This is a genomic window from Coprobacter tertius (assembly GCF_024330105.1).
GTDB lineage: Bacteria > Bacteroidota > Bacteroidia > Bacteroidales > Coprobacteraceae > Coprobacter > Coprobacter tertius.
The window spans coordinates 65,401-86,863 of sequence record NZ_JANDHW010000006.1 but is presented as its reverse complement, the minus strand read 5'-3'; the positions used below and the strand labels follow the sequence as shown (position 1 = coordinate 86,863).

The following is a 21,463-nucleotide window of genomic DNA, read 5'->3' as shown; positions in this document are numbered from 1 at the left end:
AATTTTTATTCGATGGCGGCTTGTGCTGCTGCTACGCGTGCGATGGGAACGCGATAGGGACTGCAACTTACATAGTCCATACCCAAAGATGCGCAGAACTTAACCGATGAGGGTTCTCCGCCGTGTTCCCCACAGATGCCGACTTTTAGTTCGGGTTTGGTCGAACGGCCTTTTTCGGTTCCCATACGAACAAGTTGCCCTACACCCTGTTGATCGAGGATAGCAAATGGATCATTTTTAAGGATACCCTTTTCTTGATATATCTTTAGGAATTTACCTGCATCGTCGCGTGAGTAGCCGAAAGTCATTTGTGTAAGGTCATTTGTTCCGAATGAGAAGAAATCGGCGACTGTGGCGATTTGGTCGGCAGTAACAGCAGCTCTCGGAACTTCGATCATCGTACCTACTTTGTATTCGATAGAGTCGTTTCGTTCTGCAAATACCTGTTTTGCAACATTGTGAATGATCTCTGCCTGCATCTTCAGTTCTTCTACCACCCCTACCAGAGGAACCATAATTTCAGGTGTAACTTTAGCCCCTCGTGCTTTGGCGTTGAGAGCAGCTTCTATAATAGCTCTGGCCTGCATTTCAGTGATTTCGGGATAGGTACATCCCAAGCGGCAACCTCGATGTCCTAACATTGGATTAAACTCCTCCAATGCATCGCAGGCAAGTTTTACTTCTTCTATGGTCATTCCCATTTCTTCAGCCAGTTCTTTTTGTGTAGCTAACTGATGAGGGACGAATTCGTGTAAGGGAGGGTCGAGAAGGCGGATTGTGACACCGAGTCCATCCATTACCATAAATAATTCTTCAAAGTCTTGACGTTGCATCGGGAGTAATTTTTTCAATGCTTCACGACGACCTTCTTCGTCTTTTGAAAGAATCATTTCGCGCATGGCTTTAATTCGATCACCTTCGAAGAACATATGTTCCGTACGGCAGAGGCCAATACCTTTTGCACCAAATTTCCGGGCAACCATCGCATCACGGGGAGTGTCGGCATTGGTACGAACATACATTTTTGAATATTTCTCAGAAAGATCCATAATACTGGCGAAGTCTCCGCTCATTTCAGCATCTACGGTATTTACCTGGCCGTCATATACTTCACCGGTCGATCCGTTTAGAGAAATCCAGTCTCCTTCTTTATAAACTTTACCGCTCATTTCCAAAGTGCGGGCTTTGTAATCGACTTTTATTTCACCGGCACCCGATACACAGCATTTTCCCATACCGCGGGCAACGACTGCAGCATGCGAAGTCATACCACCACGTGCGGTAAGGATTCCTTGCGCCACATTCATTCCTCTTAAATCTTCGGGAGAAGTTTCTATACGTACCAAAATGACTTTTTTCCGTTTTTCAGCCCAAACTTCGGCATCGTCTGCAAAAAATATGATTTGTCCTGTAGCAGCACCGGGAGAGGCAGGTAGCCCCTTTGCCATAACTTTCGCATTTTTCAATACAGCTTTATCGAATACGGGATGCAGCAACTCGTCGAGTTTTTGCGGTTCCATCCGTTTCAAAACGGTTTTTTCATCGATAATTCCGTCTTTTAGCATATCCATGGCGATTTTTACCATGGCAGCACCGGTACGTTTTCCGTTACGTGTTTGCAGTAACCATAATTTGCCGTCTTGAATAGTAAATTCAAGGTCCTGCATATCTTTAAAATAATCTTCGAGCTTCTGTTGAGTTTCGATGAGGTCTTTAGCGCATTTGGGCATTGCTTCTTCGAGAGAAGGATATTTAGAAGCACGAACGCTTTCTTCTATGCCCTGTAATGTTGCCCAACGGCGAGAACCTTCGAGGGTAATTTGTTGAGGAGTACGGATACCGGCTACAACATCTTCTCCCTGTGCGTTGATTAGGTATTCTCCGTTGAAAATATCTTCTCCGGTTGCAGCATCGCGAGTGAAAGCAACACCGGTTGCCGATGTTTCTCCCATATTCCCGAATACCATGGCTTGTACATTTACAGCCGTACCCCATTCTTCAGGAATCTGGTTCATGCGGCGATAGTAAATAGCGCGTTCGTTCATCCAGCTATCGAATACGGCGCATATTGCTCCCCAAAGTTGTTCCCAAGGATCGTCGGGAAAATCTTTCCCGGTACGTTCTTTGACTGCAGCTTTAAAACGTTTTACTAAAAGTTTCAGATCGTCTACTGAGAGTTCGGTATCGAGTTTAACTCCTTTTTGCTCTTTTACTTCTTCCATGACCTCTTCGAAGGGATCGATGTCTTCTTTAGTTTTGGGTTTCATTCCCAAAACTACATCGCCATACATCTGAACAAAACGGCGGTAAGAATCCCATGCAAAACGGGGATTCCCTGATTTTTTGGCGATACCTTCTACTGCTTCATCAGTCATTCCTAAATTTAATACAGTATCCATCATGCCCGGCATCGAAACCCGAGCACCCGAGCGTACAGAAACCAATAACGGATTTTGAGCGTCTCCGAATTTGGTTCCCATCAATTTTTCAACATGTTCGATTGCGCTCTCTACTTCATCTTTTAATAAAGCGACAACTGCATCTTTACCCAATTTGTTATATTCTGTACAAACTTCAGTGGTAATTGTAAAACCGGGAGGTACGGGAACTCCGATGAGATTCATTTCCGCCAAGTTAGCACCTTTACCTCCTAACAGATTTTTCATGTCGGAACGGCCTTCTGCTTTTCCGTTCCCAAAAGTATAAACTCTTTTCATTTTAAAAAAATTATGTTTTTCAGGGTGAAAACATTATCTTCCGGTCATTGCCAGAAAATGACATTTATGTAATAATTCGCAAAAATATGCTTTATGGTTGAACTTGCAAGTATTCTCGCGAATATTTTGCATGTCGATATTTTTTTCTCCGAGGCCTAAGGGTAGTTTAAGAAATATGTTTAACTTTGAACGAATTTGTTTTTATTTTAAAAGTATTGTTTTGGCACGAAAAAAGAAAGAACTACCGGTTGTCGAACAGGTAGAAATAACTGATGTAGCAGCAGAAGGTAAAGCCATAGCTCGTATCGATGAACTGGTCGTATTTGTCCCATTTGTAGCGCCGGGAGATATAGTTGATTTGCAACTGTACCGTAAAAAACATAAATATGCAGAAGGACGAGTGCTGAGAATTCATAAGTATTCAGAAGATCGTGTCGAGCCGTTTTGCTCTCATTTCAGTGTTTGTGGAGGATGCAAATGGCAGCATCTACCTTATGAAAAGCAATTATTTTATAAGCAGAAACAAGTAACCGATAATCTTATCCGTATCGGTAAAATACCTTTACCTGAAATATCGCCTATCAAAGCATCAACTAAAACACGGTTTTACCGGAATAAACTCGAATTTACATTTTCTAATAAATCATGGCTTACCCATGAAGAAATGCAGTCTCGGGATACATTTGAGTGTCGCAATGCGTTGGGTTTTCATATTCCGGGCATGTTCGATAAAGTACTCGACATAAAAAAATGTTGGTTACAGGATGAAATTTCTAATGATATACGACTTTCGATAAGACGTTTTTCTCTCGAAAATGATTATCCTTTTTTTGATTTAAGAGAACAAACAGGTTTAATGCGTAACATTATCATACGTACTTCATCTACAGGTGAGATCATGCTTATTGTTGTTTTTTATGAAAATGACCATGAGAAAATAAATGCATTGATGTCGCATTTAGCTGGAGAATTTCCTCAGATTACTTCTTTATTATATATCGTAAATCAAAAGGCTAACGATACGATTACCGATCAGACCGTACATGTATTCCGAGGCAGAGACCATATATTCGAATCGATGGAAGGGTTAAGGTTTAAGATCGGTCCTAAGTCATTTTATCAAACCAATTCGGAACAGGCGTATGAGTTATATAAAGTTGCCCGTGATTTTGCCGGTTTAACGGGAAATGAACTGGTATATGATCTTTATACGGGTACTGGTACGATTGCAAATTTTGTTTCAGGTAATGCCCGAAAAGTAATAGGAATCGAGTATGTTCCTGAAGCAATCGAGGATGCTAAGGAAAATTCGGCAATTAACGGGATCGATAATACTTTATTTTTTGCTGGAGATATGAAAGATATTCTTACTCAGAAATTTATTAATGAATATGGTCGTCCTGATGTAATTATAACCGATCCTCCTCGCGCCGGTATGCATGACGATGTGATAAAGACCATACTTTTTGCTTCACCCGATCGCATCGTATATGTAAGTTGTAATCCGGCTACACAGGCTCGTGATTTGTCGTTACTCGATGAAAAATATAAGGTTATGAAGGTGCAACCTGTAGATATGTTTCCTCATACTCACCATGTAGAGAATGTGGTTTTGTTAGGGAAAAAAAATTAGCATAATGTGCATTATCCCATACGGATAATGCTTTTTTATTTTATATAGGAATAAAGTTTCCTATTATATTCAGATATCAAAAGCAAATAACGTAAATATGAAAAAACAAGAAAATCTGAGGAATTCGGTGGCTGTCCGTTGGTCTGCTTTAGGGATTGTTTCCTTTACGATGATGGCTGCCTACTTTGTTAATGACATTATGGCTCCGTTGAAGTCGATGCTCGAAGCGAATTTGGGTTGGACCAGTATCGATTTTGGTTTTTTTACCGGGGCATATAGTTTCCTGAATGTATTTTTATTAATGCTTATATGGGGCGGACTTATGCTCGATAAATTCGGGATACGTCTTACCGGAAAGCTTGCGACTATACTTATGGTTGTGGGTGTTAGTTTGCAATATTACGGAATGACAGCCCATTTTTCCGAAGGTGCAATGATAATAGGGCATAAAGCCGGGGTATTTATAGCTGCCGCCGGATATTCTATCTTCGGGGTAGGGGCGGAAGTAGCCGGTATTACTGTTACTAAAATTATTGCAAAATGGTTTCGGGGAAAAGAGTTAGGTACTGCAATGGGGATACAGGTTGCTTTAGCCCGTATCGGTTCTCAAGCTGCTTATTCGGTTGCTATTCCTGTCGCAAAACATTTTTCGGTATCTACACCTGTTGTAATCGGGGGTGGATTGCTTATGGTGGGTATGCTGGCATTTTTTATTTATTCTGTAATGGATAAAAGACTCGACAGGCAGGATGATTATGAAGAAGAAAAAGAAGAGAGCCAGTTTAGTTTTAAAGATGTAAAAGAGATTCTTGTTAACCCGGGGTTTTGGCTGATTGCCTTATTGTGCGTATTGTTCTATTCATGTGTATTCCCGTTCCAGAAATTTGCGTCCGAACTTATGACTAATAAATATGGTATTAGCGACGATCTTGCCGGTACTTTTGTCGGTTTACCGGCTTTAGGGGCTCTTATCCTGACTCCGGTTTTCGGGAATGTTCTCGATCGGAAAGGTAAAGGTGCCAGTATTATGATGTTGGGAGCAGCCATGCTGATATTCGTACATTTCTTATATTCTCTACCGTGGGTAACCCATTGGTTTGTGGCTATTTTCCTTATGTTGGTTCTGGGAATCGCTTTTTCTTTGGTACCTTCTGCTATGTGGCCGAGTGTCGCTAAAATATTTCCTACACGTCAGTTGGGTACAGCTTATGCGTTGATTTTTTTTATTCAGAATATAGGATTGTGGGGAGTACCTAATCTTATCGGCTGGATACTTGATAAATATTGTGTTATAGGACATACCGGTGAAAATAATTTATATGATTATACGGTACCGATGGTCGTATTTACCGGTTTTGCCACGTTATCGTTAATTGTGGCTTATTTATTGAAAGTTGCCGATAAACGTTATGGCTACGGTCTTGAAAAACCGAATATAGTAAAAGTATAATTGAGAAATATATTCATGGAAAACGGGGTTCGATACCGATAGAGTACGAACCCCGTTTTTATTTGTTTTTAAAATATCTGTTTTTAGAAATATAAACCGAATCCAATTTTAAATCCGTATTCGTTAAGTCTGTCGGCAAAACTATGTTTCCAGTAGAGTGCTGGTTCTATTGAGAAATTACGCGTAATAAAAATCGCATATCCCAAATCAGCAGCAAAAAATACGTAATTGTTTTTTCGGGTATAAGATGCGTCATAATCGCGATACCATTTTCTTTCATAGCCGAATTCTCCTCCTAAAAAAAGTCGCGAAAGAATGTAGTATTTCATTCCGGCGCTAAATTGTAAGTTATTATTTTTATAAGAATCTTGCTTATCGACCTGAAATCCTATACCTATATTCAGAAGCAGGTTATCATATACAAAAGAACCGCCGTTAAAGGCCAGCCCCATTTTAAATTTGTTGTTTTTCCCGTGGCCGTTATCGGATCCCCCGACATTGAATGCTGTTATTTGAGGGTCGAATTTCCATCGTCCACGTTCAGTTTGGGGCAATTGGGCCATTATGTACGACGATAGGGCAAGAAACATCAGAATAAATATGTGTTTTTTCATACCTTTTATTGTTTAGATAATTCTTAACTCGATTTATTTGTCCTTATCTTTTTCATTGTCGGAGTAATGTGCGTAATTTTTTATTTCTTCTTGATGTTTTTTACGCAATTTTGATTTTTTAATAAGTACGTACCGTAAAATAAAAATGATAACCAGCGTACCGAAAAGAATTCCGGCATACTCGAGATACCGGCCTTGTCCGATAAAATTAGGCCATCCGATATAGGCCATAACTGCCAGATAAACGAGTAGGCATCCTGTAATGATATTCGCTTTTTTCATAATTATATTATATTTGTTCGGTTTATATCAGAGATATTAGGTACCGGAATAGAGTCTGATTTTAGTTTTTTATAAATCTGTATGCAGGCCCACGCATCGGTCGCTGCGTATTTTTGTTGTCCCGGCGTGAGATTTTCGGCTTCCCAATTAGAAAGCCGCTGTGATTTAGATATTTTTTTCCCGAATATAATGGCATATATTTTTTGTAAGCTCATATCGCAAATATTATATTGTTTCACAAAACTTTGTAATTCGATAAAATTGCGAGGCTCGAAAGAACTTACCCGATTGAGCATTGTGAAATCATCATGAATAGATAAGCCGATTTTTGTTATTTTGTCATTGTTAAGTAACCCTTTTAATGATTCGGTAAATCCTATTATATTTATTCTGAAAAGAAAGCAAGTATCTTCGGTAGAAATCTGTATGAGAGCGACCCGATGGGTATGACCTTTTTTAAATGACGGACGCGTTTCGGTATCGAATCCCAATACCTTGAATCCCGACAGATAATCTACGGCTTTGTCTGCTTCATTGAGAGTTTGAATGACAATAATACGGCCTTGGAACATTTCCTGTTCCATACCTGAAATTTCTTCTTTGGTTATCGATATAGAGTTTGTTTTATTCATTATTCCACTTATCCCATTCATCAAGACCATTTTCTTCTTTCCAGAGCATTTGACGTTGTTCGAAGATAGAGTTATTCTGCATGTAATTTTCATCTTCCGTTTCATCGAAATTTTCTTCGGTGTCGGCTGAGAACCGGAGGTTATGAAGCGCTCTCAGAACGTTGACTAATTTCTGCCCCCAGTATGAAATGAAATTTTCTTTACAAATAGCCAACGCAATTCCCGATGAGTGTTCGTTTCCGAGACTGTAGGTAGAAACAAAATCTTTTATATCCTGATAAATATCGGTCAGTTCTTCAGAAATACTGGCCGCAATTGGTGTGTCGCTATACTGCATATCCGATTGAAATACTTCGAGATAAGAGTCGTGAGTTCTCAATAGGCGTTCTATATTTCCGCGGATATATTCATAGATTTCTTCTGTTACAAAATGCTCAGTTATCTGATCGTTATCGTTTTCTGTTTCAGAAAGTAAAACTGCTTTCAGGTAGAGTAAAGGTAGTATTTTTATCGAAGTGTCGATAAAATCGTTACGGTTTAACTCTGGAGCCCGCTCGATAAATGAACAGAATTCTACGCCTACAGTTACAAATTCTACTGTATTTTTTGAATATATACTTTCATCCATATCAGTTTACTTTTTACAATATAAGTTGTTTCCGACAATGTAATCATATACAGATTCGGGAACAAAATAGTTCATGTTTTTACCCTCCTTTATTCCGTTACGAATAAGAGTAGATGAAATCTCGATTACCGGGGCTTGTGTCAACTTAATATTTTTTTGTAGAATATCTTCTTTTTTAATGACGTGTCCGGGACGGGGATAAATAAGGATGTCGTATTCTTTTTTTATACGTTGATAATCTCTCCATTTGTCGAAAACAAGCCAGTTATCTGAACCGATGATCAGATAAAGATCACGTTCGGGATATTTCTCCTTTAAAAAATCGAGGGTATTTATTGTATATGACGGTTTCGGCAGCGAGAATTCGATATCACTGAATTTAAATTTTTCGTTTCTTACAATAGCTCGTTTTACCATCTCGGCCCGATGAATATCATCGGATAGTTCATTTGAATTTTTCAGTGGATTATGAGGAGATACGATAAACCATATTTCATCAAGTTCTTCATACTCGCATAGATAATCTGCAATTATCAAATGCCCTGTATGTATGGGATCGAAAGAACCTGAAAATATGCCTGTTTTTATTTTCCTCACTGTTTTGTTATTTTTGTCCGATAAAATTCTTTATTGTTTTGTACGCATTTTCCTGGGCGCGCTTAAGATCGTCATTAATTATAACCGTATCGAATTGCGGGGCAAAAGATAGTTCGTATTCGGCTTTTGCCAATCGGCATTCTATTACATCAGGAGCGTCGGTACCGCGGCATATAAGACGATCTTTCAATGCCTCTATTCCAGGAGGCTGTATAAATATAGATAAAGCTCTTTTTCCGTAAAAATTTTTTATGTTGATGGCCCCTTTTACATCTACATCAAAGATAACATTTTTGCCCGAGAGGGTAAGTCTTTCTACTTCTTCTTTTAAAGTACCGTAATATTTATCAGTGTAAACTTCTTCATATTCGAGAAATTCATTGTTCGCTATTTTTTTACGAAACTCGTCGGGTGTAAGAAAGTAATATTCTTTCCCATTCTTTTCGTTTCCTCGGGGAGGTCGTGAAGTTGCTGATATCGAGAATTCGAGGTCGAGATCTTTGTCCAACAAATAATTTATGATAGTAGATTTTCCTGATCCCGAAGGCGCGGAGAATATGATGAGTTTTCCTTCCATATTTTCTTGTTTTTGTACGTGCTGCCGGTATTTTCAGAATAATTACATAACGTTAAGTACCTGTTCTTTTATTTGTTCGAGTTCGTCTTTCATGCGAACGACGATTTTCTGTAATTCGACATGGTTCGATTTCGAACCTAAAGTATTTATTTCTCGGCCGATTTCTTGGCTGATAAATCCCAGTTTTTTACCTTGGCCTTTCCCGTTTTCCATGGTTTCAATAAAATACTTTAAATGATTGTCGAGACGATGTTTTTCCTCATTTATATCCAGTTTTTCGATATAAAAGATCATTTCTTGCTCGAAACGGTTTTTGTCATAATCGAAGTTTTCTATTTTGCTGAGTGCATCATGAATGCGGGCTTTTATTTTTTCGATCCTTTCTTTTTCAAAAGGTGTCGTTTCTTTTAATAAGGCGGCAATGTTCCCGATTTTTTCGTAAAAGAGTTTTTGCAGCATTTCTCCTTCTTGAATGCGGAATTCCTGTAATTGGTCGATTGCTTTTTTTACGGTCTGTAAAAGTGTATCTGTTTCTTCTTTGTCTAATTCTACTATTTCCGTTTTTACGGCATCGGGCATACGCAATAATACCTGAAACCAGTCGGATGGTAAGGCAATACCTAAATTTTCGGATACATCTTTTATTTGTCGATAATATCCTTCTACTACTGGTTTGTTGATTTGTGAATTCGATTCTTTACCGATACTCTCGACATAAATATTGAAATCGATTTTACCCCGTTCGAGCCGACGGGCGATTTCACTTCTTATTTCCATTTCTTTTTCCCGGTAAATCGACGGAATACGGGTCGATAGATCGAGTTGTTTACTGTTGAGAGATTTTATTTCGACAGTAATTTTTCTATTCGGTAATTCGGCAACCGCTTTGCCGAAACCAGTCATCGATTGTATCATTGCATTAAATGTTTTTGCAAAATTAATTTTTATTCCCTTTTTAAAGACAATAAATTCGGAAAAAAACAGCTATTTTTGCCGCTGTTATATTAATTAATTAGAAATTAAAGATGCCCTGTATATTAAATATCGAAACTTCTACATCGGTTTGTTCGGTGGCACTTACTTGTGACGGACAGGTTGCATTCCATAAAGAGGCGTTTGAAGGGCCTTCCCATGCTGTATGTTTGGGAGGTTTTGTACAAGAGGCACTCGATAAGGCTAAAGAGTACGGTATACGTCCCGAAGCTGTTGCCGTTAGTTGTGGGCCGGGTTCATATACTGGTTTGAGAATCGGAGTTTCCGAAGCGAAAGGGCTTTGCTTTGGTCTGGATATCCCTTTAATAGCTGTAAATACTCTCGAGATAATGACATGTGCGGTTATGTTCAAAGGGATAATGCCGGAGGATGCATTATTTTGTCCGATGATAGATGCTCGTAGAATGGAGGTATATTCGGCCATTTATGATTCAGCGCTTACACCGGTAAAACCGATATCGGCCGATATTATCGATGAAACTTCGTATTTTCCTTTTCTGGAAAAACAAAAGGTATATTTTTTCGGAAATGGTGCCGAAAAATGTAAAAATGTAATTACTCATCATCATGCGGTATTTATTGATGATATAGTACCTTTGGCGTCCGATATGCTCGCACTGGCAGAACGTTCGTTCCGTAAGGGCGATTTTAAAGACGTTGCATATTTCGAGCCTTTTTATTTGAAAGAGTTCGTTGCAACAAAACCTCGTAATAAAGTGTTTTAATATTAAAAAAGAAACTATGTTAGATTATAATACCCGGCTCAAAAAACTTGTAATGCCCGAATACGGTCGTAATGTACAGCAAATGGTCGATCATTGTGTTTCTCTCGAAGATAAGACTGAACGTGCGCGTTGTGCAAATACGATCATAAATATTATGGGAAATTTATTTCCTCATTTACGGGATGTAGATGATTTTAAACATAAACTGTGGGATCATTTGGCTATTATGTCTGATTTTAAATTGGATATAGATTATCCTTATGAAATCATCCGGAAGGAAAATTTATTTACCCATCCCGATAGAGTTTCTTACGAACTTACCCCTATTCGTTACCGTCATTATGGGAAAAATCTCGAGAAGATGATTAAAAAAGCTGAAGAGATGCCCGAAGGACCAGAGCGTGATCAATTAGTTTCTTTGTTGGCAAACCATATGAAAAAATCGTTTCTTACTTGGAATAAAGAGGTTGTTGAAGACGATAAAATCTTTCAGGATTTGAGAGAATATACGCATGGGAAAATACATCTCGATCAGGATAATTATAAATTAAAAGAATCGAAAGATTTTTTGCAACAGCCACGAAAAGGAAAAAATAATTCGAGAAAAGCGGGAAGATAACCGCTTTTTTTATATCTTTCTGCCATTCATTAACCAAATCTTGAAATAGTATGGCTTCATTTGTTATCGAAGGTGGGCATTGTCTCCATGGAGAACTTGTCCCACAGGGAGCGAAAAACGAAGCGTTGCAAATTATTTGTGCGACATTATTAACTCCCGAAGAAGTAAAAATATATAATATTCCTGATATTCTGGATGTCAATAACCTTATACAATTACTTCGCGATATGGGAGTAGAAGTAAATCATATCGGAGTAAATGCATACAGTTTTAAGGCTGAGAACGTAAATCTCGATTATTTGCATTCGGAAGATTTTATGAAACGTAGTGCATCGTTGCGCGGATCGGTTATGATTGTGGGGCCACTTGTGGCTCGATACGGTTTTGCGGTGATACCCAAACCTGGGGGGGATAAAATCGGGCGCCGTCGTCTCGATACTCATTTTATCGGTATTCAAAAGTTGGGTGCTGATTTTACCTATTCTTCTTCGCAACATATTTATGAAATAACAGCAAAAGAGTTAAAGGGATCTTATATGTTGCTCGATGAGGCCTCGGTAACAGGAACGGCAAATATACTGATGGCGGCTGTACTAGCTAAAGGATCTACTACTATTTATAATGCGGCTTGTGAACCTTATTTGCAGCAGTTATCGAAAATGCTGAATAAAATGGGGGCGAAAATATCCGGAATAGGATCTAATTTGCTGACGATTGAAGGGGTAGATTCTTTGAAGGGTTGCAAGCATACGATATTACCCGATATGATTGAAGTCGGTTCTTTTATCGGAATGGCTGCGATGACCGGTTCTGATATTACTCTGAAAAATGTATCCTATAAAGATCTCGGCATTATACCCGACAGTTTTAGGAGAATGGGTGTTTGTGTGGAACAAATAGGAGACGATATACATATTCCTCGTCACGATACGTATGAGATAGAAACATTTATAGATGGTTCTATCATGACATTTTCCGATGCTCCCTGGCCGGGACTTACCCCCGACTTGTTGAGTGTTTTTTTGGTAGTGGCGACACAAGCTAAAGGGAGTGTGCTTATTCATCAAAAAATGTTCGAAAGTCGTTTGTTCTTCGTCGATAAACTCATCGACATGGGAGCACAAATTATTTTATGTGATCCGCACCGGGCTGCGGTAATAGGACAAGGTCGTGCGCGTACTTTGAAATCGTCGGTTATGGTTTCTCCCGATATCAGAGCCGGTATCGCATTGCTTATAGCAGCTATGTCGGCAGAGGGTACGAGTACGATCCATAATATCGATCAGATCGACAGAGGATATCAGGAAATAGATAAACGTTTGAATGCTATCGGAGCCCGTATTACCCGTTTATAATTATATAAAATGATTAAAAGAGACGAGCTGATAAAAATAGGAACATTCAATAAACCGCACGGGATACATGGTGAGGTTTCTTTTATTTTTACCGATGATATTTTCGATCGCACCGAATGTCCTTATCTTGTTTGTGAAATAGACGGAATTTTCGTGCCGTTTTTTATCGAAGAATATCGTTTTAAAAGCGATACGTCGGCATTGATAAAGTTCGAAGATATAGATACTGAAGAAGAGGCGCGTCTCTTTACCAATTTAACGGTATATTTCCCGAAAACGTATCTTGGCGATGAGGAAGAGATTGAAGAGGCTCAAGTGGATTATTTTATCGGATATACTATCTCCGATGCAACTCTCGGTTCTTTGGGAAAAATAATTGATATCGACGATGCTACGATAAACATACTTTTTGTTGTAGAACATGAGGGAAAAGAAGTGCTGATTCCGGCCAATGATGATTTTGTTGTATCGGTCGATGAGGAAAATAAAATAATTTACATGTCTATCCCTCCCGAACTTCTTACTTTATAATGATGAAAATAAGATTAAAAAGACGATCCGGAATCACGAAGATCCCGGATCGTCTTTTTATCTTTTTCGATTTGTGAATACGCCGGTATAAACAAATGTAAGAGGCAAGACGTTTAAAGCAAAAATATGATGATATGACTTTTATATCTATTCTTTTGCTTTTAGGTAGTGGAATACTGTGCGGTATTGTAAATGTGATCGGAGGGGGAGGGTCGTTATTGGCACTTCCGGTATTATTGTCGCTGGGTTTACCGGCTGGTGTGGCTAACGGAACAAATCGTATAGCTATTATATTCCAGGATGTAAGTTCCTTACTTATGTTCCGTAAAAAGCGGCAACTCGATCTGAAAGAAGGATTACGATTAACATTACCCGTACTTTTCGGAGCGATCGCAGGAGCTTGGCTTGCTGCTTTTTATCTTACCGAGAATCTGATGAATATTGTTATTCTCGTACTTTCATTATTGATGATTGCTGCCTTGTTTTTTCAACCTGATAAATGGACGCGAGCTATTTCAGGCAATGAAAAACACAAACTTACATTGACGAATGTTTTACTTTTCTTTATTATCGGTTTGTATGGCGGATTTATACAGGCCGGATTTACATACTTGATATTGGCCGTTTTGGTATTGAAGTGTGGATACACTATGGTGAAAGGAGATGCTTTAAAATTATTTCTTAATCTGATGATTTTGCCGGTCGCATTGGTAATTTTTATTTGGCAAGGTCAAGTACAGTGGTTATACGGAATTGTAATGGGTATAGGAAGTGCTTTAGGGGGATATTTAGGAGTCCGGTTTGTAAATGCATGGTCTCCGAAACTTATCCGGAGTATTATGTTGATTTTATTGGTTATGGCGGTTTTATATATCATTTTTGTTAGAATGTAAATTATGGGACAGTTACGAAACAATCGGCAAAATTCTCAGATAAAGCCGTTTATGGTGATGTTATTAATGTATTTTATTGTGGGAGTTTTTACTGTGATCAACCAACAATTCCAGGTACCTTTACAGTCTGCAATGTTGCCAAAGGAAAGCCCTTTTACTAATGCTTTGGTTACGTTACTGAATTTTTCTTGGTTTTTGGCATATCCTTTTTCAGAAGGATATGCGACGCGTATGCTCGAACGTTTGGGTTACCGTAAAACTACTGTTGTTGCATTAGGAGTGTTAGTATCTGGGCTAGCTATATATGAGTTTGCCGTTCTTTTACATCGTTACGATCCTACTTATCTTCATTTGGGTGGAACACCTGTTTCGTTCGGTTTTTTTATTTTTCTACTCGGTTCTTTTGTAATCGGAGTATCGGCTGCAATGTTGCAAGTAGTTCTCAATTTATATCTCGATGTTTGTCAGGTCGGAAATACCACCTCTCTTCAACGGCAGATGATAGGGGGAACCATTAATTCTATAGGAATGGCAATAGCCCCTTTGATAGTCAGTTATTTCATTTTTCACGGAATATCATTACCTCAGGTTCAATCTTCGGAGTTTATAAAGCCGGTAATCGTCATAATTATTATGATGGTGATCGTGACCTGGGGAACTTCACGAGTACGAATGCCGGCTTTGCCTTCTGTGATAAATGAGATTCCTCAAGGTAAACAAAAGAGTATTTGGTCGTTCAGGCAAACTCGTTTAGGTTTATGGGGATTGTTCTTTTATGTAGGTATCGAAGTAGCGGTGGGTGCTAATATAAATATGTATGCCTTACAATTAGGACATGGTTTTGCATCGCAAGCTACCCACATGGCAGCTACTTATTGGACTCTGTTGCTTATAGGACGTCTGGTCGGTTCGTTTTTGAAGAAAATACCTTCAGAAACGCAGTTGTTGGTTTCTACCATTGCTTCTGCTGTTTTGCTTTTATTGGCTATTCTGCTTTCGAATCCTTGGATACTTACGATTATCGGGCTATTTCATTCGGTAATGTGGCCAGCTATTATAACGCTTGCTACCGACGGGCTGGGAGCTTATACAGCAAAAGCTTCCGGTGCATTGATGATAGGAGTTGTCGGCGGAGGTATCATTCCGTTACTCCAGGGAATTGCAGCAGACGCCTTTGGCGGCGATTGGCGTTGGACATGGTTTATCGTACTTATCGGTGAGTTGTATATTTTGTATTATGGCGTCTCAGGATATAAACCGAAGGACTCGGATAAGCTCGAACGGTCTTAAACTTTTCGATTTTGACATTGTTATACATCTTGAAACCAAGTTTGGAGTTAGTTTTACTTATCTTCCGATATATCGGAAGTAAAAAATATAAATATGGGGAAAAAAGTTGCAGAACAATTAGTCGGGATGTTGGCTGATGCTGGAGTAAAGAGAATTTATGCTGTAACGGGCGATAGCCTGAACGAAGTAAACGATGCCGTACGTAAAAATGGGGAAATAGAGTGGGTACACGTACGTCATGAAGAAACCGGGGCTTTTGCTGCCGGAGCAGAAGCTCAGTTAACTGGACGATTGGCTTGTTGTGCGGGAAGCAGCGGTCCGGGACATGTACATCTTATCAATGGTGTGTATGATGCACACCGTTCGGGTGCCCCTGTGTTGGTAATCGCATCAGCATGTCCTTCGACCGAATTCGGGACAGAATATTTTCAGGAAACCGATACGATTAAGTTGTTTGATGATTGTAGCTACTATAATGAAATGGCGGTTACACCCAAACAATTGCCTCGTATGTTACAAGGAGCTATGCAAGCGGCCATTTCTGAAAAAGGAGTGGGTGTGATCGGATTGCCGGGCGATTTAGCCGCCAAGGAGGCAGTAGAGATTGAAACGGCTATGAATCCGTTTAAAACAGCACCTGAAACGAAACCAGATAGACAAGTTCTCGAAAAACTCGCTTCTTTTCTCAATAGGGCACAAAAGGTGACATTATATTGTGGTATAGGCGCAAAAGATGCTCACACCGAGTTGGTTGAACTGTCGAAAAAGCTGAACGCTCCTGTTGCTTACACGTTCAAAAGTAAAATGGAGATACAATATGACAATCCCAATGAAGTGGGACTTACCGGACTGTTGGGAATGCCTTCTGGATATTTCAGTATGCAGGAGGCGGAAATATTGTTATTATTGGGAACCGATTTCCCGTATGCCAATTTTATGCCCGAAAATAATATCATTGTTCAGATAGATACTAAGGCCGAGCGCATAGGGAGACGGGCAAAAGTAGATATGGGTATTTGTGGAGATGTAAAAGATACATTGGAAGCACTTTTGCCTCTTATTGAACAGAAAAAAGACAATTCATTCTTGAAAGAACAACTTTCGAGATATAAAAGCGTGAAAAAAAATCTCGAATCTTATATTAAAGAACAGGGAAGTATTGATAGAATACATCCCGAATATGTTGCGGCTGTAATTGATTCGTTAGCAGCAGATGATGCCATTTTTACTGTCGATACAGGAATGAGTTGTGTATGGGGCGCGCGTTATTTGCATGCCACCGGAAAAAGGAAAATGCTGGGATCGTTTAATCATGGTTCTATGGCAAATGCGATGCCGCAGGCTATAGGAGCTGCATTTGCTTACCCGGGGAGGGAAGTTATCGCGATTTGCGGGGATGGAGGAATTTCTATGCTGTTAGGAGATTTGGCGACTATCGTACAATATAAATTACCTATAAAAATAATTGTTTTCAATAACCGTGCATTAGGTATGGTAAAACTCGAAATGGAAGTTGCCGGATTACCCGATTGGCAAACCGATATGTATAACCCTGATTTTTTTCTGATAGCAAAAGCAATGGGGATGGAGGGTTTTACCATTTCACATCCCGATGAAGTGGTTTCGGTTTTACCTAAAGCCTTGGCATCGGAAGGTCCTGTTTTAGTAAATGTGATGACTGATCCTAACGCGTTGGCGATGCCACCCAAAATAGAACTGGGACAAATGATCGGGTTTGCGCAATCAATGTTTAAACTTATGATAAACGGACGTACAAAAGAGGTAATCGATACTATAAATTCAAACTTCCATCACTGGAAAGAAGTATTGTAATAAACGATATGAAAAGGTCTGTTTTGTATAAATTGTTTCTTTTGGTTGTGACCGACTTATGTTACTGTAGGTTAGAAAACGGTATTATAACTAATCTCAAAACTGTGATATGATAAAGCCAGAGATTACAGGGTTGGTTCTGGCTGGAGGAAAAAGTTCCCGATTCGGGTCTAATAAAGCTTTGGCTACGCTACAAGGAAAAACATTCCTTCATAAGGCCTTTACATTGATCCAGCCGTTTTGTTACGAAGTGTATGTAAGCGGAAACGGAGAATGGTACGACATTTCTAAATATCCGATAATACCTGATATCATTCCCGGTATGGGTCCTTTAGGAGGAATTTGGTCGGTTATGCAGCAAGTAAATGCAAAATATTTATTGGTGCACACCTGTGATATGCCCTTAATGACTCCGTGGATGATACGTCGATTGATCGAGGAAGGGGGAGGATATGAAGCTGTATTTTGGAAACAGGAAGATGGGAAAATACAATTGTTTCCATCTTTATTTTCAATCGATTTTTTCCCTGTTATAAACCGGATGATCTCTCAACACGAATTTTCATTAAATAAATTATTACCGGCTTACGGGGTGAAGATGCTTGAGGCTAAGGATACCGAATGTAAGTCATTTTTTAATATGAATTATTTTTCAGATTATAAATTACTGGAGAATAATATGCCGGTGGATTGGTAATTATTTCTTAGTTCAATTTAGTAGGAATATAGAGTGGTGAGGTGTTGCCTTTGCCGGTAGGAAAAGGATAAACGGATATATTTATATTGGTTTTTATTTTCGAATTGACGAAAATAGATGATTATATATTAGGGCATGAGTGTAAAATCGGATTTGGTAGTTATGTCTCGATGAATGGAACCGGTTTTTATCCTTTGGGAGCTTCCTGCAATTGTCATTGGAAATCACTTCTATCAGGTTGAAAGTCGTTTTAGAATTTTGCTCAGTCGTATCTAATCTTAACACTCATCAGAAAAAAGTAGAAAATAATAATATTTATAGCTTATATATTTTATTTATGTTAAAGTAATGAAATTGAGCATCTTGTAGAAACAATTTTAACTTTAAAAAATTTGATTCGTTGTGTATCTTTGTAAGTGTATTTAAAAAAATATAGTTTCCATGTTTAAAGAACATCTTTACGGAAATTTTGTTTAAAGTGTATGGTTTAAAAATAAGAGATTATGCCTTATATCGATTATTATAAAATATTGGGTGTGAATAAAACGGCAACGACCGAAGAAATAAAAAAAGCTTATAAAAAGCTTGCCCGAAAGTATCATCCTGACGTAAATCCGAATGATGATTCGGCTCATCGCCGTTTTCAAGAAATAAATGAGGCGAACGAAGTATTGAGCGATCCTGAAAAAAGGAAGAAATATGATCAATACGGAGAGAACTGGAAACATGCTGATGAATTTGAGGCTCAGAAACAGCGTTACGGGCAATCATCCGGTGGTTTTGGAGGTGATTTCGGTGGCGGATATTGGTCTTCAGATGAAGGTTTCGGTGGTGGAAGCGGATTTTCTGATTTTTTCGAACAAATGTTTGGTGGAGGACGTCAGCATGGTGGAGGACGTACTGCAGGATATCGCGGACAGGATTATACGGCTGAACTACATCTCTCCTTAAAGGATGCTTCTGTCGCCCATAAACAAGTTCTTACGGTAAATGGTAAAAATATTCGGATAACGGTTCCGGCAGGTGTAGCTGACGGGCAAACGATTAAACTGAAAGGACAGGGAGGACCCGGAGCTAACGGTGGACCTGCAGGTGATTTGTATATAACTTTCGTAATTGCGGAAGATGCCAATTTTAAAAGGCTCGGAGACGATTTATATACAAATGCCGATCTCGACCTATATACAGCAATTTTAGGCGGAGAACAAATCGTAAATACTTTTGATAGCAAAGTTAAGCTGAAGGTAAAACCGGGAACGCAACCGGGATCTAAAGTACGGTTGAAAGGTAAAGGATTTCCGGTATATAAAAAAGAAGGTAGTTTTGGCGACTTGATTGTTACCTGGCAAGTGAAATTACCGGAAAATCTTACAGCTAAGCAGACAGAATTATTTGAAGAATTACGGAAGACGGACACAAAATTTTAAATCATGCAGACAGATCTTATTATAATCAGTGAATATTGCCGCGTGTGCCATGTCGATCCCGACTTTATCGGTATGCTCGAAGAGGAAGGCCTTATAGAATTGCAAGTGATAGGTAAAGACAAGTATATAACCGGTTCGCAACTAAAAGATTTAGAAAAGTTTACGCGTATGTATTATGATTTGTCGATAAATATTGAAGGAATTGATACGATAAATCATCTTCTGAACCGTATAAATTCGTTGCAGCAGGAAATTATGGAACTTCGGTCTCGCTTGCATCTTTATCGTCCACAGTTTTCGATACAGGGAGAAGAACAGCTGTTGAGGCTGAAATAATTTTCTTGCGAAAAGCCCTGAAAACATAGATTTTACATTGTTTTTGTTTTGAAAACCGTGTAACTCGATGTCACCTTCTCACTATTTGTATTAAATTTGCACGAGATTTATAAAGTTGAGGAAAAGAGAAATGAAAAGAGTTCATATTGTTTCTGAGGGTGATTCGTATATGTACCGTTTGGCTGTTGCGTTAAAAGAAAAGGGATATGAAGTAAGCTGTTCGGGTACAACTGGAAGTGATTCCGAAGAATTACTAAAGAAAGATATATTACTCGAAGATCTCTCTCACTTTTCGGATACGTTACGGGACAAGATCGATTATGTGGTGCCGGCGGTACGAATAAAAGCAGACCATCCTGAGATTATCAAGGCCAAGGAATTGGGTTTTCTTGTTATTGCTTTTCCTGATTTTATTCTTCGTATGGCTAAAGATAAGAGTCGGTTGGTAATTAGTGATGCAAAATATCCCACTCGTATTTTGTCGATGGTTTACCAGGCAATACGAAAACAAAATATGCGGTGCGATTATGTCGTAATGAATCAGATGAAGGGGCTGGAAAAGAGAATTACGCTCAGTTATGATGCTCGTATGATCTTGCTTGAAGGGGATGAGTATGATACGTTTATGTTCGAAAAACGTCCTACACATCATCTTTATCGTCCGCATATATTATTAATGCCTGATTTGAAATGGAAGGCTTCCGAATCTTTCCCGACGCTGGAGTCTTATCAGAAACTGTTAAAAGAAATGGTTGTTTCTATAGAACGGGATGGGAAATTTATATACAATGAAAGTATTCCTTATTTGCAGGAACTTGCTCAGTCGGTTCGGGAAGACATTACCGCTATACCGTATAATGTGCATCGTACTGTAACGGATGAAAACGGTGAAGTTTATCTTGATACGCGTTTCGGTAATGTTCCTGTGCTACGTTACGATACCGATTTTTTGAGTGATATTAATGCTGCCCGGCTTGCTTGCCGTCAACTGGGAGTTAACGATAAGGAGTTTTATAATACGGTACCCGAATTCGAATTTAACGATTAAATAGAATAAAATGCTGATTGCAAGCCTGAAAAAAAAAGAAAATATTGCCGAGTATTTGCTTTATATGTGGCAAATAGAAGATCTGATACGGGCTTATAATTTAAATATCGATCTGATTCGAGGGGAGATTATCGATCGCTATGATCTTCCTGAAGAACAAAAAAAACAGATGCAGGAATGGTATGAGAGTTTGATCGATATGATGCGTAGTGAAGGAGTTGTAGAGAAAGGGCATTTGCAATTAAATAAAAATATAATTATCGATCTTACCGATTTACATCAAGCTTTATTGAAATCGTCGAAACAGCCCCAGTATGGAGCCGCTTTTTTTAAAACACTTCCTTATATTGTAGAATTGAGGGGAAAATCGGGCGAAAATCAGGTGGGAGAGATTGAAACCTGTTTTAATGCATTGTATGGTGTATTATTGTTGAAACTACAGAAAAAAGAAATTTCGGAAGACACAGAGAAAGCGATAAAACAAATTACATCATTTTTAGCATTACTTTCCGAGAAGTATAAACAGGAGAAAGATGGAGTGTTAAAACTCTGATACGGATATTGATAAATTAATAAAGGTCTTATC

The 21,463-nt window shown here is 38.8% G+C and carries 22 protein-coding genes; 14 read left to right on the top strand and 8 right to left on the bottom strand.

Annotated elements, in window-relative coordinates; genetic code table 11:
- Positions 1-5: 5 nt before the first annotated feature.
- The gene (gene ppdK, locus NMU02_RS07535; RefSeq protein ID WP_255027090.1) at positions 6-2,717 is read right to left on the bottom strand and encodes a pyruvate, phosphate dikinase; all 2,712 of its coding nucleotides are present in this window, start codon (positions 2,715-2,717) and stop codon (positions 6-8) included.
- Positions 2,718-2,937: 220 nt separating this feature from the next.
- On the opposite strand from ppdK, the gene rlmD reads away from it, so the two are divergent.
- Positions 2,938-4,350 (top strand): 23S rRNA (uracil(1939)-C(5))-methyltransferase RlmD, encoded by a 1,413-nt coding sequence (gene rlmD / locus NMU02_RS07530; protein ID WP_255027085.1) that lies wholly within the window; start codon positions 2,938-2,940, stop codon positions 4,348-4,350.
- A gap of 97 nt (positions 4,351-4,447) precedes the next feature.
- The gene (locus tag NMU02_RS07525; protein WP_255027084.1) at positions 4,448-5,800 is read left to right on the top strand and encodes an MFS transporter; all 1,353 of its coding nucleotides are present in this window, start codon (positions 4,448-4,450) and stop codon (positions 5,798-5,800) included.
- Between the two features lie 83 nt (positions 5,801-5,883).
- Here NMU02_RS07525 and NMU02_RS07520 read toward each other — a convergent pair whose 3' ends face one another.
- From NMU02_RS07520 to NMU02_RS07490, 7 genes are read right to left on the bottom strand one after another with little or no spacing between them, the layout of a single operon-like run.
- Positions 5,884-6,414 carry an outer membrane beta-barrel protein gene (locus NMU02_RS07520; RefSeq protein ID WP_255027082.1) on the bottom strand — a complete coding sequence of 177 codons (531 nt, stop codon included), beginning with the start codon at positions 6,412-6,414 and terminating at the stop codon, positions 5,884-5,886.
- A gap of 33 nt (positions 6,415-6,447) precedes the next feature.
- Positions 6,448-6,696, bottom strand: coding sequence for a hypothetical protein (locus NMU02_RS07515; RefSeq protein ID WP_255027072.1), 249 nt, complete (start codon positions 6,694-6,696; stop codon positions 6,448-6,450).
- A 2-nt stretch (positions 6,697-6,698) separates the two neighbouring features.
- Positions 6,699-7,328, bottom strand: coding sequence for a 3'-5' exonuclease (locus NMU02_RS07510; RefSeq protein ID WP_255027296.1), 630 nt, complete (start codon positions 7,326-7,328; stop codon positions 6,699-6,701).
- Entirely contained in the window at positions 7,321-7,956 is a 636-nt protein-coding gene (locus NMU02_RS07505; protein WP_255027071.1) for a DUF5063 domain-containing protein, read from the bottom strand. Before NMU02_RS07505 ends, NMU02_RS07510 begins: the two co-directional genes overlap by 8 nt.
- Before the next feature lie 6 nt (positions 7,957-7,962).
- The gene (gene nadD, locus NMU02_RS07500; protein WP_354003110.1) at positions 7,963-8,553 is read right to left on the bottom strand and encodes a nicotinate (nicotinamide) nucleotide adenylyltransferase; all 591 of its coding nucleotides are present in this window, start codon (positions 8,551-8,553) and stop codon (positions 7,963-7,965) included.
- A gap of 7 nt (positions 8,554-8,560) precedes the next feature.
- Positions 8,561-9,130 (bottom strand): guanylate kinase, encoded by a 570-nt coding sequence (gene gmk / locus NMU02_RS07495; protein ID WP_255027069.1) that lies wholly within the window; start codon positions 9,128-9,130, stop codon positions 8,561-8,563.
- A 42-nt stretch (positions 9,131-9,172) separates the two neighbouring features.
- On the bottom strand, positions 9,173-10,045 hold the full coding sequence (locus NMU02_RS07490) for a YicC/YloC family endoribonuclease (protein WP_255027068.1): 873 nt from the start codon (positions 10,043-10,045) through the stop codon (positions 9,173-9,175).
- 110 nt (positions 10,046-10,155) lie between these two features.
- Between NMU02_RS07490 and tsaB the strand changes: the two genes are divergently transcribed.
- From tsaB to NMU02_RS07430, 12 genes are all read left to right on the top strand, one after another.
- Positions 10,156-10,848 (top strand): tRNA (adenosine(37)-N6)-threonylcarbamoyltransferase complex dimerization subunit type 1 TsaB, encoded by a 693-nt coding sequence (tsaB, locus tag NMU02_RS07485; RefSeq protein ID WP_255027067.1) that lies wholly within the window; start codon positions 10,156-10,158, stop codon positions 10,846-10,848.
- A 16-nt stretch (positions 10,849-10,864) separates the two neighbouring features.
- Positions 10,865-11,467, top strand: coding sequence for a DUF4290 domain-containing protein (locus NMU02_RS07480; protein ID WP_255027066.1), 603 nt, complete (start codon positions 10,865-10,867; stop codon positions 11,465-11,467).
- Positions 11,468-11,517: 50 nt separating this feature from the next.
- Positions 11,518-12,822 (top strand): UDP-N-acetylglucosamine 1-carboxyvinyltransferase, encoded by a 1,305-nt coding sequence (gene murA / locus NMU02_RS07475; RefSeq protein WP_255027064.1) that lies wholly within the window; start codon positions 11,518-11,520, stop codon positions 12,820-12,822.
- 9 nt (positions 12,823-12,831) lie between these two features.
- Positions 12,832-13,353: a ribosome maturation factor RimM gene (gene rimM, locus NMU02_RS07470; RefSeq protein ID WP_255027054.1), complete on the top strand. Its 522-nt coding sequence runs from the start codon at positions 12,832-12,834 to the stop codon at positions 13,351-13,353.
- A gap of 134 nt (positions 13,354-13,487) precedes the next feature.
- Positions 13,488-14,246, top strand: a complete 759-nt coding sequence (locus NMU02_RS07465) for a sulfite exporter TauE/SafE family protein (RefSeq protein WP_255027052.1) — start codon at positions 13,488-13,490, stop codon at positions 14,244-14,246.
- Positions 14,247-14,249: 3 nt separating this feature from the next.
- The gene (locus NMU02_RS07460; RefSeq protein ID WP_255027051.1) at positions 14,250-15,536 is read left to right on the top strand and encodes an MFS transporter; all 1,287 of its coding nucleotides are present in this window, start codon (positions 14,250-14,252) and stop codon (positions 15,534-15,536) included.
- Positions 15,537-15,629: 93 nt separating this feature from the next.
- Positions 15,630-17,369, top strand: a complete 1,740-nt coding sequence (locus tag NMU02_RS07455; protein WP_255027050.1) for a thiamine pyrophosphate-dependent enzyme — start codon at positions 15,630-15,632, stop codon at positions 17,367-17,369.
- Between the two features lie 109 nt (positions 17,370-17,478).
- Positions 17,479-18,066, top strand: a complete 588-nt coding sequence (locus NMU02_RS07450; protein ID WP_255027049.1) for a molybdenum cofactor guanylyltransferase — start codon at positions 17,479-17,481, stop codon at positions 18,064-18,066.
- A gap of 503 nt (positions 18,067-18,569) precedes the next feature.
- On the top strand, positions 18,570-19,493 hold the full coding sequence (locus NMU02_RS07445) for a DnaJ C-terminal domain-containing protein (protein ID WP_255027048.1): 924 nt from the start codon (positions 18,570-18,572) through the stop codon (positions 19,491-19,493).
- A gap of 3 nt (positions 19,494-19,496) precedes the next feature.
- Positions 19,497-19,829 carry a chaperone modulator CbpM gene (locus NMU02_RS07440; RefSeq protein ID WP_255027047.1) on the top strand — a complete coding sequence of 111 codons (333 nt, stop codon included), beginning with the start codon at positions 19,497-19,499 and terminating at the stop codon, positions 19,827-19,829.
- 130 nt (positions 19,830-19,959) lie between these two features.
- On the top strand, positions 19,960-20,877 hold the full coding sequence (locus NMU02_RS07435) for a Mur ligase domain-containing protein (RefSeq protein ID WP_255027044.1): 918 nt from the start codon (positions 19,960-19,962) through the stop codon (positions 20,875-20,877).
- 10 nt (positions 20,878-20,887) lie between these two features.
- Positions 20,888-21,430 carry a DUF4924 family protein gene (locus NMU02_RS07430; RefSeq protein WP_255027043.1) on the top strand — a complete coding sequence of 181 codons (543 nt, stop codon included), beginning with the start codon at positions 20,888-20,890 and terminating at the stop codon, positions 21,428-21,430.
- Positions 21,431-21,463: the final 33 nt, after the last annotated feature.